General features: G+C 30.9%; 15 protein-coding genes and 1 other annotated feature. Of the genes, 2 read left to right on the top strand and 13 right to left on the bottom strand.

The features are described from left to right. Nucleotides 1-20: 20 nt before the first annotated feature. From D4Z93_RS06200 to D4Z93_RS06150, 11 genes are all read right to left on the bottom strand, one after another. Entirely contained in the window at nt 21-1688 is a 1668-nt protein-coding gene (locus D4Z93_RS06200) for a ribonuclease J (protein WP_119971375.1), read from the bottom strand. Nucleotides 1689-1711: 23 nt separating this feature from the next. Further along, on the bottom strand, nt 1712-2173 hold the full coding sequence (locus D4Z93_RS06195; protein ID WP_119971373.1) for a Fur family transcriptional regulator: 462 nt from the start codon (nt 2171-2173) through the stop codon (nt 1712-1714). A gap of 121 nt (nt 2174-2294) precedes the next feature. Next, nucleotides 2295-2549, bottom strand: a complete 255-nt coding sequence (locus D4Z93_RS06190; protein WP_119971370.1) for a DUF1292 domain-containing protein — start codon at nt 2547-2549, stop codon at nt 2295-2297. Between the two features lie 26 nt (nt 2550-2575). Continuing rightward, on the bottom strand, nt 2576-3001 hold the full coding sequence (gene ruvX / locus D4Z93_RS06185) for a Holliday junction resolvase RuvX (protein WP_119971368.1): 426 nt from the start codon (nt 2999-3001) through the stop codon (nt 2576-2578). A 73-nt stretch (nt 3002-3074) separates the two neighbouring features. Next, nucleotides 3075-3326 (bottom strand): IreB family regulatory phosphoprotein, encoded by a 252-nt coding sequence (locus tag D4Z93_RS06180; protein ID WP_119971365.1) that lies wholly within the window; start codon nt 3324-3326, stop codon nt 3075-3077. A gap of 61 nt (nt 3327-3387) precedes the next feature. Next, nucleotides 3388-6033, bottom strand: coding sequence for an alanine--tRNA ligase (alaS, locus tag D4Z93_RS06175; RefSeq protein ID WP_119971363.1), 2646 nt, complete (start codon nt 6031-6033; stop codon nt 3388-3390). 46 nt (nt 6034-6079) lie between these two features. Next, nucleotides 6080-6251 (bottom strand) — a binding site (T-box leader). 84 nt (nt 6252-6335) lie between these two features. Beyond that, nucleotides 6336-7364, bottom strand: coding sequence for an AI-2E family transporter (locus D4Z93_RS06170; RefSeq protein ID WP_119971361.1), 1029 nt, complete (start codon nt 7362-7364; stop codon nt 6336-6338). Next, nucleotides 7348-7857: a PRC-barrel domain-containing protein gene (locus D4Z93_RS06165; protein ID WP_119971358.1), complete on the bottom strand. Its 510-nt coding sequence runs from the start codon at nt 7855-7857 to the stop codon at nt 7348-7350. The genes D4Z93_RS06170 and D4Z93_RS06165 overlap by 17 nt, the downstream gene beginning before the upstream one ends. Before the next feature lie 97 nt (nt 7858-7954). Continuing rightward, on the bottom strand, nt 7955-8383 hold the full coding sequence (gene nifU / locus D4Z93_RS06160; RefSeq protein ID WP_119974255.1) for a Fe-S cluster assembly scaffold protein NifU: 429 nt from the start codon (nt 8381-8383) through the stop codon (nt 7955-7957). Nucleotides 8384-8388: 5 nt separating this feature from the next. Beyond that, nucleotides 8389-9600 carry a cysteine desulfurase NifS gene (gene nifS / locus D4Z93_RS06155; protein ID WP_119971356.1) on the bottom strand — a complete coding sequence of 404 codons (1212 nt, stop codon included), beginning with the start codon at nt 9598-9600 and terminating at the stop codon, nt 8389-8391. Further along, a complete protein-coding gene (locus D4Z93_RS06150) occupies nt 9601-10050 on the bottom strand; it encodes an RrF2 family transcriptional regulator (protein ID WP_119971354.1) in 450 nt (149 codons plus the stop codon). Between the two features lie 145 nt (nt 10051-10195). Between D4Z93_RS06150 and D4Z93_RS06145 the strand changes: the two genes are divergently transcribed. Further along, entirely contained in the window at nt 10196-11509 is a 1314-nt protein-coding gene (locus D4Z93_RS06145; protein WP_119971351.1) for a replication-associated recombination protein A, read from the top strand. Between the two features lie 271 nt (nt 11510-11780). On the opposite strand, the gene D4Z93_RS06140 is transcribed toward D4Z93_RS06145, so the two are convergent. Next, the gene (locus D4Z93_RS06140) at nt 11781-12551 is read right to left on the bottom strand and encodes a histidinol phosphate phosphatase (RefSeq protein ID WP_119971348.1); all 771 of its coding nucleotides are present in this window, start codon (nt 12549-12551) and stop codon (nt 11781-11783) included. 327 nt (nt 12552-12878) lie between these two features. On the opposite strand from D4Z93_RS06140, the gene D4Z93_RS06135 reads away from it, so the two are divergent. Next, a complete protein-coding gene (locus D4Z93_RS06135; protein ID WP_119971346.1) occupies nt 12879-13865 on the top strand; it encodes a 3D domain-containing protein in 987 nt (328 codons plus the stop codon). An 81-nt stretch (nt 13866-13946) separates the two neighbouring features. Here the strand turns inward: D4Z93_RS06135 and D4Z93_RS06130 are convergent, their stop codons facing one another. Continuing rightward, on the bottom strand, nt 13947-16109 hold the full coding sequence (locus tag D4Z93_RS06130) for a YhgE/Pip domain-containing protein (RefSeq protein WP_119971343.1): 2163 nt from the start codon (nt 16107-16109) through the stop codon (nt 13947-13949). Nucleotides 16110-16181 lie beyond the last annotated feature (72 nt).

Below are 16181 nucleotides of genomic sequence, written 5' to 3'. Positions count from 1 at the left end.
CCTGGTAAAAAGATTAAGTATTATATTTCCATAATTATAGGTAATATCATAGGTTTTCTCTTCGTCCTTTCATATAAGAACATTCTTAAAACTTCTTTTATATTCGACTTTATACTTGCCCATTCAGTTATATGCTTTTCTTCACATTTTTTAAGAGCACCTCTTACTATTTCTCTAGCCTCTTCCATTAGATCTTCAGACTCTCTGACGTATACAAATCCTCTGGATATAATATCAGGACCAGCTATAACATTTCCAGTCTGTTTTTCTATTGTTACAACTACCGTTAATATACCATCCTGTGAAAGATGTTTTCTATCCCTGAGTACAATGTTACCAACATCGCCTACGCCTAAACCATCTACAAATATCTGTCCAGACATAACAACTCCATTTTTTCGTATGCTGTCACGCGATACTTCGATAATATCCCCATTGTCTGCTATAACTATATTATTTTTATTCATACCAAGTTTTACTGCCAACTCACCATGTTGTTTTAAATGTCTATACTCTCCATGAACAGGAATAAAAAACTTAGGTTTTACAAGTGTATGCATAAGCTTCAATTCCTCTTGACAGGCGTGACCTGAAACATGTACATCAGCCAATGCTTCATATATAACATCAGCACCTTTTTTAAACAATTGATTGATAACCCTTGAAATTAATTTTTCATTTCCTGGTATAGGTGATGCGGATATTACCACCATATCTCCTGGAATTATATTAACTTTTTTATGCTCAGAAGCCGCCATCCTTGAAAGTGCTGACATAGGCTCACCCTGGCTGCCCGTCGTTATAATAGTTACCTTATTTTCCGGATATTTATTTATGCTGTCAATATTTATAAATATATCCTTTGCCGCCTTTATATAGCCAAGCTCCATCGCTACTTCCATAATATTTTCCATACTTCTTCCAGATATTGCAACCTTTCTATCATATTTCATTGCAGCCGTAATCACCTGCTGTATTCTGTGTATATGAGAAGCGAAGGTTGCAACTATTATTCTTCCCTTTGCCTCTGAGAAAATTTTCTGAAAAGTATTACCTACTGTACTTTCCGACATTGTATATCCTGGTCTTTCAACATTAGTACTATCGGCCAGCATGACTAATACACCTTTCTTACCCAATTCAGCAAAACGGGCGAGATCAGCAACGTGTCCATCGATAGGTTCATAGTCTATCTTAAAATCACCGGTGTGCAAAATCACTCCAAGTGGGGTATGTATTGCAATTGCAACCGCATCTGCAATACTATGACTTGTTCTTATAAACTCCACAGACGAATTTTCAAGTTTAATTATATCCTTCGGTTTAACACATCTTAAGTCAACAGAATCCAACATATTGTGTTCTTTTAATTTTGTTTCCACGATCCCCAATGTCAATTTAGTCCCATATACAGGTACATTTACCTCTTTTAATACATAAGGCAACGCACCAATATGATCTTCATGACCGTGCGTTAGAAATATCCCTTTCACTTTATCCAAGTTTTTTTGTAAATATCCTGTATCTGGTATTACTACATCAATACCTAACATTTCTTCATCTGGAAACTTCAATCCACAATCTATTACGATTATATCATTCTTATATTCTATGACCGTAAGATTTTTCCCGATTTCATTCAATCCGCCTAATGGAATAATTTTTATTTTTTCCTTTTCCTTGCGCAAAAAAATCTTTCCTCCTTTTTTAATTATTTATTTTTAATGTTTTTACATTCGCTACATATTCCATAAAACTTCAAACTGTGGTTAGTTATCTTAAAATCATACTTAGATTCAATTTCATTTTCCAAACCCTCTAATAAATCCGCTTGTACTTCAAGTACTTTTCCACAATTTTTACAAATAAGGTGATGATGCTGATGATTTTCTTCCTGATGTACTAATTCATATCTTCCGCATCCATCATCCAAATCTAATTTACATATTACTCCAAGATCTTCTAATAATTGAATTGTCCTATAAACCGTAGCAAGACCTATCTCTGGACAATCCTTTTTTACTAGATCATATAACTCCTCCGTAGTAAGATGACTTCCTTCATTTCTTATTATTATATCAACTATAGCTCTTCTTTGCGGTGTCAGCTTATATCCTTTTTCTTTTAAACTATTTTTAAGTCTCTCTACTTCTCCAGGTGAAAGTTTTGACATTATACTTCTACCCCGTTTCCATAATATTTTAACTTCATATGTATCATATGAATAATAAATTGCAACTTAAATTATATAAATATAAGATTTAAAGATATTACCTTTCTATTAACTTATAAGATTATTCGTCATCAAATAACGTGTAATAAGCTTCCTGTACCATATTAAATTCATCATCATCAACTGTCACTAATACATCATTTCCTTCACTATCTTTGTCTATCCTAAGTACCACAGCTTCATCATAATCCTTTTCATCTTCAGGTACAACAATGACATATTCATTATCTTCAATATCCAATTTTGTTATAACTCTAAATTCAACTTCATTTCCATCTTCATCATTTACCATTATTGTCATTGCATCATTTTCCATATTTTCACCTCTCTATAATAGCTGTACTATGAATCTTTCTTATTAGCCATACCATCCAAATAACCTTGCAATATGTAAGTAGCAGCCATTTTATCTACTATTTTTTTTCTTTTATTTCTAGACAAATCAGCCTCTAACATTGCTCTATGAGCTGCCACGGTGGTTAATCTTTCATCCCACATCTTTATAGGTAAATCTATATTATCTTTTATAATATCACAAAATTTTAATACTTTCTCACTCTGAGGTCCCAAAGTTCCATTCATATTTTTGGGTAATCCAGAAACAATAGTATCTACCTCGTATTCTAAACAAATTTGCTTTAATTTTTCTATATCTTTCTCTTCACTTTTTCTTCTTATAGTAGTAATACCCTGTGCAGTAAAGCCAAGAGGATCACTTACAGCCACTCCTATAGTCCTGTCACCTATATCTAATCCCAGTATTCTCATAAAAATCTCCTAATTTGCATACATAATAAATAACTATTTAACCTAAAACAAAAATGCCCCTTTAAGGGCACTTTTATTTTATCCCCAAATAAGCTTTTAGAACTTCCTCCATAATTTCATCTCTTTCAAGCTTTCTTACTAGTGCTCTTGCTCCATTATAATTTGTTATATAAGTGGGGTCACCAGAGATTAAATATCCTACTAATTGGTTAACAGGGTTATATCCCTTTTTAATTAGCGAATCGTAAACTTCAGTCAATATCTCCTTAGTTAAATCCCTTTTGTTTTTGGATATATCAAACTGAATAGTATTATCATTGCCCATTTATATCACCTCGCTAATATTCTAATAAGTATATTATAGAACATATTTTTAAAAATGTATACTATTTGACTAATGTTTCCATAACCATAGCACTTTTTTCTACTGCCTCATATGCCTTTTCAGGAAGTTTTCCACCAGCCTGAGCCATATCTGGTCTTCCTCCACCACTTCCTCCTGCAATAGCTGCAACCTCTTTTATAAGTTTTCCACAGTGTACTCCTTTAGCTAGAGTATTTTTAGATGCCATAGCTACAAACTGAAGCTTATTGTTTGCTATACTGCATAACAATACTACACAATCTCCACCTTTACTTCTAACTTTATCTGCTAAAGTTCTAAGCGCATCACCTTCAACATCCTTCACTACTCCGGTAAATAATTTTATACCATTTATTTCCTTGACATTCTTAATTATCTCGTCTTCTGCACCACCTGCTAGTTTTGCATTTAATTTCTCAATTTGTTTATCCTTTTCTTTTATTTCTCGCATTTGAAGGTCAATCTTATGAATTATTTCTTTATCAGAACACTTTAATCTTTCTGCTGCCTGTTTTAATAAATCACTCTTGCCTTCAACAAAATCTAATGCTCTAAATCCTGTAATAGCTTCTATTCTCCTTATACCAGCTGCAATTCCAGTTTCAGATACTATTTTAAATAATCCTATTTCAGATGAATTAACTGCATGTGTTCCACCACATAACTCCATACTAAAATCTCCAACCGAAACTACTCTAACTTCATCTTTGTATTTATCATCAAATAAAGCTATTGCACCAATTTTTTTTGCTTCCTCAAGATTCATAATACGGGTATTTACTTCTAATCCACTCATTATAGTCTTATTTACAAGTCTCTCAACACTCTTTAATTCATCACTGTTCAAAGCCTTAAAATGATTAAAATCAAATCTCAACCTTTCATCATCAAGATATGAACCTGACTGATGTACATGATCACCTAAAACTCTTTTCAGAGCCGAATCCAAAATATGTGTAGCAGTGTGATTTCTTCTTATTTTATTTCTACGTTCTTCATCAACAGCCAAATTTACATTATCATTTAACTTTACACTGCCTTTTTCAACTTTTATAAAATGTAGTATTTTACCTGAAATATTATTTTTGCAGTCTACTACTCTTCCCTTAAAGGAGTCATTATATATATATCCAGTATCACCTACTTGACCACCCATTTCTGCATAAAAAGGGGTATGTTGAACTACAATTATTCCATCATCTGCTTCATTTAGTGAATCAACGAACTGTTCATCCCTAACTAAAAGTATAACTTTTGAAGTATACTCTATATTATTATACCCTTCAAACTCAGTTTCTATATCAAGTGGTATTTTATTTAATATAGTATCTTCTGTTCCCATATAATTTGTCTCTTCTCTTGCTGCTCTAGCTCTTTTTCTCTGTATATCCATTTCCTCATCAAATTCTTTCAAGTCAACTGACATTCCATTTTCTTCGAGTATCTCTTCCGTTAATTCGATAGGGAATCCATATGTGTCATATAATTTGAATGCTTTTTTACCAGATAAAACTGTTTGCCTTTTTTCAAGCATATCATTCATAAATTCATCTAAAATCTGCATTCCACTGTCTATAGTTTCATCAAATCTCTGTTCTTCAAGGCTTATAACTCTCTTTATATAATCCCTTTTCTCTGATAACTCAGGATAATTTCCACACGAATTATCTATAACTACATCTGCTAGTTTATACAAAAAGGCATTATTTATTCCTAGTGATTTTCCATGTTTGGCAGCTCTTCTTAAAAGCCTTCTAAGAACATACCCTCTCCCCTCATTTGAGGGTAATATGCCATCTGAAATCATAAAAGTCAAGCTTCTTATATGATCAGTTATAACTCTAATAGATACGTCCTCTTTCGAATTTTCATCATATTTAACATTAGCAATCTTACATACTTCATCTAAAATATTTCTAATTGTATCGACCTCAAATATGCTTTCCTTGTTCTGCATTATAGTTGCCATCCTTTCAAGTCCCATTCCTGTATCTATATTTGGATTTGCAAGTCTGTTATAATTTCCTTCCTCATCTTTATCAAATTGAGTAAATACAAGATTCCAAAACTCAATTACTCTATCATCATCCCCAGCTTTTATGAATTCATCTACCGTCTTTATTATTCCTCTTTCAATATTTTTATCATAGTGTATCTCAGAACAGGGTCCACACGGCCCTACACCATGTTCCCAAAAATTATCCTCTTTTCCAAGTCTAAATATTCTTGATTCATCCACACCAATCTCTTTGCTCCAAATTTCAAATGCTTCATCATCATCAAGATATATAGTCACATACAATCTATCTTCTGGCAATTTTAAAATTTTAGTTATAAACTCCCAGGCCCATGAAATTGCTTCTCTTTTAAAATAATCACCAAAAGAAAAGTTTCCGAGCATCTCAAAGAAAGTTCCGTGTCTAGATGTTTTTCCTACATTTTCTATATCCCCAGTTCTTACACATTTTTGGCATGTAGCAACTCTCTTTTTAGGTGGAGTTTTAAGTCCAGTAAAATATGGTTTCAGTGGAGCCATACCAGCATTAATTAAAAGTAGACTCTTATCATTCTTAGGTACAAGAGAAAAACTATGCATTCTTAAATGTTCTTTTTCTTCAAAAAAGCTTAAATACTTCTCTCTTATATCATTTAGTCCCAAATTTTCCATTTTCATCACTCCTAATGTATTAATTTCATAAAAAAAACTCCCATCCCCAAGGGACGAAAGCTACTCCGCGGTACCACCCTAATTACACAAATATTAATTGTGAACTCATTTATAACATAACTCCCGGGCTGCTTCAATATTATTCTCAAAAAGTTTTCACCAACCACTTTTTCTCTAAGTGCAGAAATATATTTACTTCTCCTGATCATCATCAATAATATTACATTTTTACTTGATTATTATATGATTATAAGCAAAACTTTACAATATGTCAATATAGAGTTAACTATAAAATCAAACCATTAAAATATGTAATAATTTATATTATCATAAATTCCTTTAATTATTACTCCAATTGGAATTGCAAGTATCATTCCCATGAATCCTGCTATTTTCCCGCCTAAAATCAATAAAATTATTACCATCAGAGGATGCATACTTACACTATCTCCTGTAACCTTAGGTGATAGTATATTTCCTTCTACCTGTTGTAGTATATAAAGCCAGACTGTAACCCACAGTGCACTTTGCGGTGACCTTATTAATGCAACAAAAATAACCGGGAATGCTCCAAATATCGGTCCAAAATACGGAATTATATTCATAAATGCATTATACATAGACAATATTACAGGAAAATCCACCTTAAAAAACATAAGTATAATAAACGTAAATGCTCCGATAATTGCACACAAAAACAATTGACTTAATATATATTTTCCAAGTACTTTATCTATATCTAAGCTAATTTTTTTTATTATATTTCTGCTTTTTGCCGGGAAAAAATTTAAAGCCGTGTTATTTATATTATTGGCATCTGATAAAAAATAGTATGATATTATCGGAATAATAGCAAATGCCATTAAATTTCCCCCCATATTAAGTATTACATCAAACAATCTTGATCCTGCTAATGTAATCTGATGATTTACTTTAAGTGACAAATCATTCATTATTCTATATATAGTTGGATTATTACTTATTATTTTTATTTTATAGTATAAATTATCAATAAAATTCTGAATCCCGCTCACAGCATCACTTATATTTGAACCTTCTCTAATTATAGATGGTATTAAAATACCTATACCTAAAATAAATATAAATGTCAATACACATATGATAATAAGTGCACTATAATTGCTCTTTAGACCAAATCCCTCTAGATATTTTTGTACAGGTTTTAATGCATATGATATGATAAAAGAAATAAAAACCAGGTATACTACTTCTCTTATTATAATACTTTTTATTAGAAGATATATTATTAACAAACCTATAAGTGCAGATAAAATATATCTTATTTTTTTGCTTTTATAATCTACCTTCATCTAAATCATCTTCCTTAAATAATCGATGTGGCAAACTCAATAAACTTACATTCTCACTTCTCTTATTCAAAAAAATATTCTTATCCCCAAGTATTATATCTTTTACAAGTACTATTTTTTTCCCGTATATAAAATTATTAATAATACCTGTCGATACCACCAATGTAAGTATATTAAATTTCTTTTCTTCAAACATTATATCTTCTACTATGCCAATTATATTCTCTTCTCTATCACGAACATCTATTCCTTTTACATCCTTAAAATTTAAGAAATCACCATTTGTAGCTTTTGCAACTATCATCACAGAATTAAAACTTACAATATCCTCAAACAAGATACTAATATTTTTTCCGAACCAATTATTAGATGATACACTAAACCCAAGTACTTTTCTGCTATCAAAATCTACAATAATATCATTTATAAGTCCAAGCTTTTTACCAGTTAAATCTATTACCTCCATAAGCATAAAATCCTTAGATCTATACATAATGCACATCTCCTAAATACAAATTCTCTATGGTATTTTTCCCAAATACAAAAAAAATATAACCTCTTTAAAAAGAGGTTATATTAGAAACAAGTTATTAATTTCCGTGAACATGTTCATGAATAGTCTCTGAATGTGTTTTTAAATCCCAAGGTTCTAGTCCTACTGACTCTCTGTAGTTATTTATTGCTTTATGAATTGCCTCTTCCGCCAAAACTGAACAATGTATTTTTACTGGTGGAAGTCCGTCTAATGCTTCAGCTACCGCTTTATTTGTAAGACTCCATGCATCCTCTAATGTCTTTCCCTTTATAAGTTCAGTAGCCATACTTGAAGAAGCTATTGCAGAACCGCAGCCAAATGTCTTAAATTTAACATCCTTTATGACATTATCCTCAACCTTTATATACATTTTCATTATATCTCCACATTGTGGGTTTCCAACCTCTCCTATACCATTCGCGTCAGGAATTTCTCCTACATTTCTAGGATTTCTAAAATGATCCATAACTTTTTCACTATACATCATAATTATTTACCTTCTTTCTTATTTTTCTCATTTGACAAAAATTCTTCCCAAAGTGGTGACATATCTCTTCTTCTCTTAACAACCTTAGGAATTACTTTAAGTGCATAGTCTACGTCCTCTTCTGTAGTTCCTGCTCCAAGACTTAGTCTCATTGATCCATGTGCTATCTCATGAGGCAATCCTAAAGATAGAAGTACATGTGATGGATCCAGTGAAGCTGATGCACAAGCACTTCCTGTTGAAATCTCTATACCATAATCATTCAAATCAAGTAAAAGTGTTTCACCTTCTATACCTATAAAACTAAAATTAGCATTTCCAGGTAACCTTTTATCTAAGTCCTTTCCTATTGGTCCATTTATTCTAGTATAAGGTATCATTTGCGGTATATTTTCGAGCAGATTATTTCTAAGTTTCGAAAGCCTTGCTGATTCTTTTTCCATTTCATTCGTAGCTAACTCTATTGCTTTCCCTATTCCAACTATTCCAGGAACATTTTCAGTCGAAGCTCTCTTACCTTTTTCCTGCTCTCCACCATGAATAAGATTCTCTATTTTTACACCTTTTCTTAAGTACATAGCTCCTATTCCCTTAGGTCCATAAAATTTATGTCCTGACATCGAAAGTGCATCTATGTTCATCGCTTTGACATCTATGTTTACATGTGTAACAGCCTGAACTGCATCTGTGTGAAAATATATCTTATGTTCTTTGCATATCTTGCCTATTTCTTCGATAGGTTGAATAGTTCCTACCTCATTATTAGCAAACATTATCGAAACCAATATAGTTTTATCTGTAATAGCATTTTTCAGATCATTTAAATTTATAAAACCATATTCATCTACTGGAAGATATGTTACTTCAAATCCATTTCTTTCGAGAAATTTACATGCATTTAATATAGCATGATGTTCTATTTTAGTTGTTATAATATGATTTCCTTTATTTTTATTTGCAAATGCTATTCCCTTTAGTATCCAGTTATCACTCTCTGAACCTCCTGCTGTAAAAAATATCTCACTTTTTTCAGCATTCAAAGCTTTTGCAACTCTTCCTCTAGCTTTATCTATAGCCTTCTTAGGCTCATCTGATATAGAATACAAAGAAGATGGGTTCCCAAAATACTCGGTAAAGTAAGGAAGCATCTCTTCCAATACCTCCGGCTTAGTATAAGTAGTTGCTGAATAATCCATATAAATTTTTTTATCCATTTATAAATTATCTCCCTTCACTTTGTTTAAATTCATTTGTTTATAATCATCTACCATATCTTGAAGTGTGGTCGATTCCATCACATTGTCAATACTTTGCTTTATCCTAGTCCATAAAAGCCTTGTAGCACAATAATCAACATTGCTGCATACATTTTCCTTGCTTGCATCTATACAATCTGATATTTCAACTGGTCCTTCCAGAATTGTCATAACTTCAGCTACTGTTATATCTTTTGGATCTCTACTTAATATGTATCCTCCCTGAGCTCCTCTAATACTCTTTATGAGTCCAGCCTTTCTCAAGGAAGAAAATAATTGTTCGAGATAATATTCAGATATATTTTGACTTTCGGATATACTCTTTATGGATAATGGCGGTTCACCATAATGAATTGCCAGATCAACCACAGCTTTCACACCGTATCTACCTTTAGTTGATAGCTTCACTTAACCACTTCCTTTAATGTTGAGTACTTTACTATACTTTATGTTTTTATAATATCAAATCATAGTAAAATTGTCAACAATAAAATACTAATTTTTGCAGTATAGTGTATAATGATATAAAATATGTTCTAAGGGCGGTGATATTATGGACTTATTTGATATTGCTAATGAAAAAAATAATAAAGAGTTAAAACCATTACCTGAAAGGATGAGACCCGAGACTTTAGAAGAATTTATCGGTCAGGAACATATCTTGGGTAGAGACAAAATGCTATATAGAGCAATAATTACAGATAATATTTCTTCAGCAATTTTTTATGGACCACCTGGCGTTGGGAAAACTACTCTTGCGCGAATTATAGCAAATACAACTAAGGCAATTTTTTATGAATTAAGCGCTGTAAATTCAGGTACAGCCGATGTAAAAAAAATTATTAAAGAAGCAGAAGACAACTTAAAATTCTACTCAAAGAGAACAATACTGTTTATTGATGAGATACATAGATTTAATAAAGCGCAGCAAGATAGTGTACTAAATGCAGTTGAAAAAGGTATTATCATATTAATAGGTGCTACTACAGAAAATCCCTATTTTGAAATTAACAATGCTCTTCTTTCACGTTCAATGATTTTTGGGTTTAAACCAATTTCTTATGATAATGTAAAAAAAGCACTTAAAAACACTATTAAAAGCCCGAAAGGATTTAGCTATCTAAAAATAGAAATGGAACCCGAGGTACTTGATTATTTTGCAGTACACAGTAATGGTGACATAAGAAAAGCTTTAAATGCTTTGGATATGGCTGTTAAGACATCATCAAGAAAAGATGATAAAATATTTATAACTGTTAATGATGCAAAAGAATGTATCCAAAAGAAAATATCTCTATATGATAAAAGTGGAACCTCACATTACGATACTATAAGTGCCTTTATAAAATCTCTCAGAGGAAGTTCTCCAGATGCAGCAATTTTTTATCTAGCTAAAATGCTGGATTCCGGTGAAGATCCAATGTTCATAGCGAGGAGAATTGTCATTCAAGCCTCAGAAGATGTCGGTAACGCTGATCCGATGGCTTTGGTTGTTGCTACAAATGCCATGAATGCCGTACACATGATAGGTATGCCTGAGTGCAGATATGCATTATCTGAGGCAGCCATATATGTAGCATCAGCACCAAAATCAAATGCTTCCTGTATTGCAATTGATTCTGCATTAACTGATGTTAAAGAACGTGGAGATTCTGGTGTACCCCCCTATCTAAGAGACGCCAATTATAAAGGTGCATCTAAACTTGGAAATGGTATTGGTTATATGTATCCTCATTCTTACGGTGGATTTGTAAAACAGCAGTATTTGCCTGATTCCCATAAGGATACAGTATATTACAAACCAACATTCAATGGCTTCGAGGACAGAATTAAAAACAGACTAATTAAACTCTGGGGTAAAAAATAATATAGGGTTTGTAATTTGAAAGTTAATTTAACCTTCGGGAGATACTGACAAAATATAGATACATTAAATACTTTTATTGTAATTCTTAGCCCGGCATTTTAGAAAATATATAAATATTGATACTGTTTGAGCACAGCGAGTTTATCAATATTTATTAGATTTTCAAAATACCGGGCTTTAGAATTACTAAAAGTATTTATAGTACTGGATTTTGTCAGTATCTCCCGAAGGATGGATTAACTTTTCAGTTACAAACCCTATAGCCTTAAAGTTAGTATTTTTCATACTCTCTCTTTCTGTTCTTAAAGTAAACTATTTTAAGATTACACATATCTGCAATCTCTAATCCAACTTTGAAATTCATTCCTATTGCATCTACATTGTGTGCATCTGATCCAATAGTTATATACCTTCCTCCAAGTTCCCTGAACCTTTTATATATCGGGATCATACCCTTCACAGCAGTTTTATCACTCAATCTTCTTGTATTTAATTCTATACATTGATCCCTTTCTATAATTACATTAAATATAGAATCTATTAAATTTGCATGTTCATTATAATATATTTCCTTATCGTCAAATTTGGCATATCTCGATATATAATCTATATGTCCCATACTATCTATAAAGTCATACATTCTTACACAGTCAAACATAGTTTTAAAATACTTATCATAAGCCTGTTTTTTAGTCTTTCCTGAATAGTATTCCCCATAGTAAAGATCTTGATCATCAATTAAATGTATAGAACCAATAACATAATCAAAACAATTGTCATTTATCAACTTTCTGCTTTCCGTCTCACAATCTTCTTTCATCCCTATTTCTATACCAATTAACAAATTATTCCCCTTATATTTTGAATATTCCTCAAAATACTTTTTTTCATCGAAACAAAATAAACCCTTTTTAGGAAATTTTAAATCCATGTGATCTGTAATTATAAGCGAAAGTCCCTTTCTTTTCGCATCATTTAATGCCTTTTCTATTTTCATATCTGAGTCAGTTGAAAATTTGGTATGAATATGTGTATCGAACAAAAAAAACACTCCTTCACAAAATGTTAACAAAATAATTTTAAATAAAAAATACTCTAATTAATATAAAATAGATTTTACACTTTTATATTTAAAAAATAAAGAAAAATATTGATATACAATGTATTGTTCATATACATGTCTTAAGTATCCTTATAGCATTAACTGTAATCTATTCATATTTATTGCATTTAAATATTATACATTTTTGGAATAATTTATAATATTTTTCTCCTGTAACTTGAGTTTTGGTATATTTTAATGGTATAATAAAAAGCATTGGCAAGGAAGTAGCCGATTTTTAATTAATCTTATAGGAGGGGAACGCTATTGAATAAAAAAATGCTATCTATTTTTATGGCGTTGATTTTATCAGTGATCATAAATAGTAACGTTTTTGCTTCACCAAATACGAATACATCTGATGAGTTAAAGCAAACTCAAAATAGCAAAAAAGAAGTACAAGCGAAAATTCAGGATTTAAACAATCAAATTGATAATGTAATGAAAAATGTTGATAAAAATAAACAGGATATGAATAAAATTGCAAAAAACATTAAAGATACACAGGTAAAATTAGAAACTGCTAAGAAGAATTCTGAATCTCAGGAAAATTTATTTGGCAAGAGGATAAGAGCTATGTATATAAATGGTTCTGGGAGTTACCTTGATGTTATTTTATCATCTCAAAATCTGAGTGATTTCCTATCAAGACTTGATACTGTCTCTAGAGTAATAGGATTTGATAAAAACGTTATCAATAAGCTAAAGGTAGAGAGACAAGCCATACTTAATCAAAAAAATGCCTTAGACTCTGAAAATTCAAGATTGCAAGCTCTAAAATCAACAAATGATATTAAATTATCAAAACTAAATAGTGATATAAAAGAGCAAAAGGAACTTTTAAGTAATGTAACAGAAAAAGAAGAACAATTATTAGCAAGTCAATCTTCATCTTCATCTACATCTAATGAATCAGCTTCTGCATCTAATGTCAGTGGTACATTATCACGTGGTATGTCTGGTTCAGTTTCATATTCGGGGGTTGTTAATATATGTGCAACTGCATACTCAGGTGACGGCATAACTGCCTCTGGAACATCAACCAGGAGAGATCCCGGTGGTTATAGTACCATAGCAGTAGATCCTAGAGTTATTCCCATTGGATCGAGGGTTTATGTTGAAGGTTATGGCTATGCAATAGCTGAAGATACAGGCGGAGCTATAAAAGGAAATAGAATAGATTTATTTTTCAACTCAGAAGGAGAAGCTCAAAATTGGGGCGTAAGATCTGTTAAAGTTTATATACTTAAATAATTAAACAGGTTATTAAAATTTACCAAGTATTTAAAATACTTGGTAAATTTTAATTTAGAATAGTATTTTATATTAGACTATTCATTCCACCAGCCCACTCTGCTTAAACATTTTTACGAATTTTTTATTTAATTTATTTATCTTTTCCTTAAAAAAAATTCCCATAAATAGAGCCAATAAAAAATATATACATAATATGGTGACATCACGAATTAATGTACTCTCTAATATTCCTCCAATAAGTTCTCTCATGCCTCCTATTGCATAAGTGAAAGGAAGCAGAGGATTTATATATCTAAAAAATGAAGACATTAATTCTACAGGGAAAGTTCCTCCAGAAGCTGAAACCTGTAATACAAGCGCTATCATTGTAATCGCCTTTCCTATATTTCCAAATACTGAAACCAGGGTGTATACAATCATAATAAAAACTATACTTACAAATATTCCATATATCACATACCAAAATGGATGCAATACATATGTTTTTAATATAAACAAATTTCCAAGTGTAACTACTAATGCCTGCATGATAGTAATACTTGCAAATGTAAGATACCGTCCAAAAAAACTTTCTAAGGGAGTAACCTTGATACCATTAGAAAAATCATTAACACCAACAGAAAGTATAGATAACAGTATAAAGGCTCCGACCCAAATTGCAAGAACTGTATAGAATGGAGCCATAGCAGATCCATAATTAGGTATTGGATAAATTCTCTCCTGCTTCATTTCCACAGGATTTGCTAAGAAATCACTTTCCATTTTTGCATTTCTCTCCATTATATTTATTACTTCATTTAATCTTCTATCTTCTGTAAGATTCTTTATTTTTTCGGCATCCGAATGTACATGTTTTGCAGCTTCAGGAAATCTATCTTTTATATCTTTTAATATATTAGATCCCATATTGGTACCATTTTCAGCATTTATAATTAAACTATTTATGGTAGGTATATTTTTCTGTGCATTTTGAAGTATTTCTATTCCATCTGATGAAAGACCAGATATATCCTCTAATATACTTTCTATTCTATAAAATGTATCTTCACTAAAATCGTTATTTATAAATGTAGCTAAATTTGAAATTTCATTAGCTTCATTTAATATAGAATTTATTTCTTCGTCAGATACTTCTTTTCCATCATCTATATAGCCTATAATTTTATTTAACTTACTTTCTTCATCTATAAATTTATTTTTTAAATCAGATAATCTACCTATAAAATTTGAAATAATTTCACTATCCGCATAATTATTTATAGAGTTAAGAAGTTCAATATTATTATCAATCTTTTTAATCATAGAATCGCAAGTATCCACAATTATAACTAACTTCTTTCTCATTTCACTCTGATTATTGTCAATGAGAGGTTTTATGTCCTTTAAAATATCTAAAGCATTATTAATGGAATCTTTCATACTATTCAAATCTGACTTTATCCATGAAGGTATCATTTCTAATGAAGATTTCGATTTTTTCATAAAATTGTTACTTTTTTCAGCAATATCTACAGTCTTATTTAATCCATCAGACACTACTGAAACATTTTTCTGAACATCTCCTAAAAATTGTTTAAATAGAATTGAACTTGTATAAGCAGTGTCTATATAATTACCAACCTTAGGCATACCTTTATCCATATCCATTATTATATCAGCTATATTTTGAAGCTGAGGTTTTATATGCTCAAGTTCTACTCCAAATTGATTTAAATACGAAAACACAGTATCACTACATGTTTGAATAAAATTTCGCGTAATTTCATCCTCAAGTGCCGTTGCCCCATTTTTAGTTATTTTTGGTGCTATAGCATTTATTTTTTCATTCACTGAGTATATTAGTTCTGATTTCTTTATAACATTGCCATTGATTATGGATAAAAGATTTTTAGAAAAATCTTTTGTAATTGTTATGCTGGCATAATACTTTCCTGTTTTAACCCCTTTTTTTGCATCTTCACTACTTACAAACCTCCATCCTATATTTTGATCATTTTTTAATTTTGCAATAACATCCTTTCCAACATTTATCTTAATATTTTTAAACTCAGAACCCTGATCCAAATTTACTATTGCAACTGAAAGATTTTTAGTATTTGAATAAGGATCCCATGATGCTGCAATATTAAACCATGCATAAAGAGACGGCAATATTATTAAGGCTGTGATTATAATTATTGCCACATAATTTGTAAATATATTTTTAAGATCTCGTTTAAAAATTCTAAAAATATTTTTCATAGATTACTTAACCCCTTGTTTTTATTTATAATTTATTTAATATTTATTTTTAGAATTTTTATATATATTTAC

Origin of the sequence: Clostridium fermenticellae (assembly GCF_003600355.1) — a bacterium.
GTDB lineage: Bacteria > Bacillota > Clostridia > Clostridiales > Clostridiaceae > Clostridium_AV > Clostridium_AV fermenticellae.
Note: the sequence above shows the minus strand (reverse complement) of the source record. Positions and strands in the feature narration are given on the sequence as shown.

What these genes read in the sequence shown, in the direction of transcription:
- nifS (WP_119971356.1), bottom strand. Translation starts at nt 9,600, where the DNA reads ATGGATAAAAAAATTTATATGGATTATTCAGCAACTACTTATACTAAG.
- ruvX (WP_119971368.1), bottom strand. Translation starts at nt 3,001, where the DNA reads ATGAGAATACTGGGATTAGATATAGGTGACAGGACTATAGGAGTGGCT.
- D4Z93_RS06145 (WP_119971351.1), top strand. Translation starts at nt 10,196, where the DNA reads ATGGACTTATTTGATATTGCTAATGAAAAAAATAATAAAGAGTTAAAA.
- D4Z93_RS06165 (WP_119971358.1), bottom strand. Translation starts at nt 7,857, where the DNA reads ATGTATAGATCTAAGGATTTTATGCTTATGGAGGTAATAGATTTAACT.
- D4Z93_RS06130 (WP_119971343.1), bottom strand. Translation starts at nt 16,109, where the DNA reads ATGAAAAATATTTTTAGAATTTTTAAACGAGATCTTAAAAATATATTT.
- D4Z93_RS06180 (WP_119971365.1), bottom strand. Translation starts at nt 3,326, where the DNA reads ATGGGCAATGATAATACTATTCAGTTTGATATATCCAAAAACAAAAGG.
- D4Z93_RS06195 (WP_119971373.1), bottom strand. Translation starts at nt 2,173, where the DNA reads ATGTCAAAACTTTCACCTGGAGAAGTAGAGAGACTTAAAAATAGTTTA.
- D4Z93_RS06170 (WP_119971361.1), bottom strand. Translation starts at nt 7,364, where the DNA reads ATGAAGGTAGATTATAAAAGCAAAAAAATAAGATATATTTTATCTGCA.
- D4Z93_RS06190 (WP_119971370.1), bottom strand. Translation starts at nt 2,549, where the DNA reads ATGGAAAATGATGCAATGACAATAATGGTAAATGATGAAGATGGAAAT.
- alaS (WP_119971363.1), bottom strand. Translation starts at nt 6,033, where the DNA reads ATGGAAAATTTGGGACTAAATGATATAAGAGAGAAGTATTTAAGCTTT.
- nifU (WP_119974255.1), bottom strand. Translation starts at nt 8,383, where the DNA reads ATGTATAGTGAAAAAGTTATGGATCATTTTAGAAATCCTAGAAATGTA.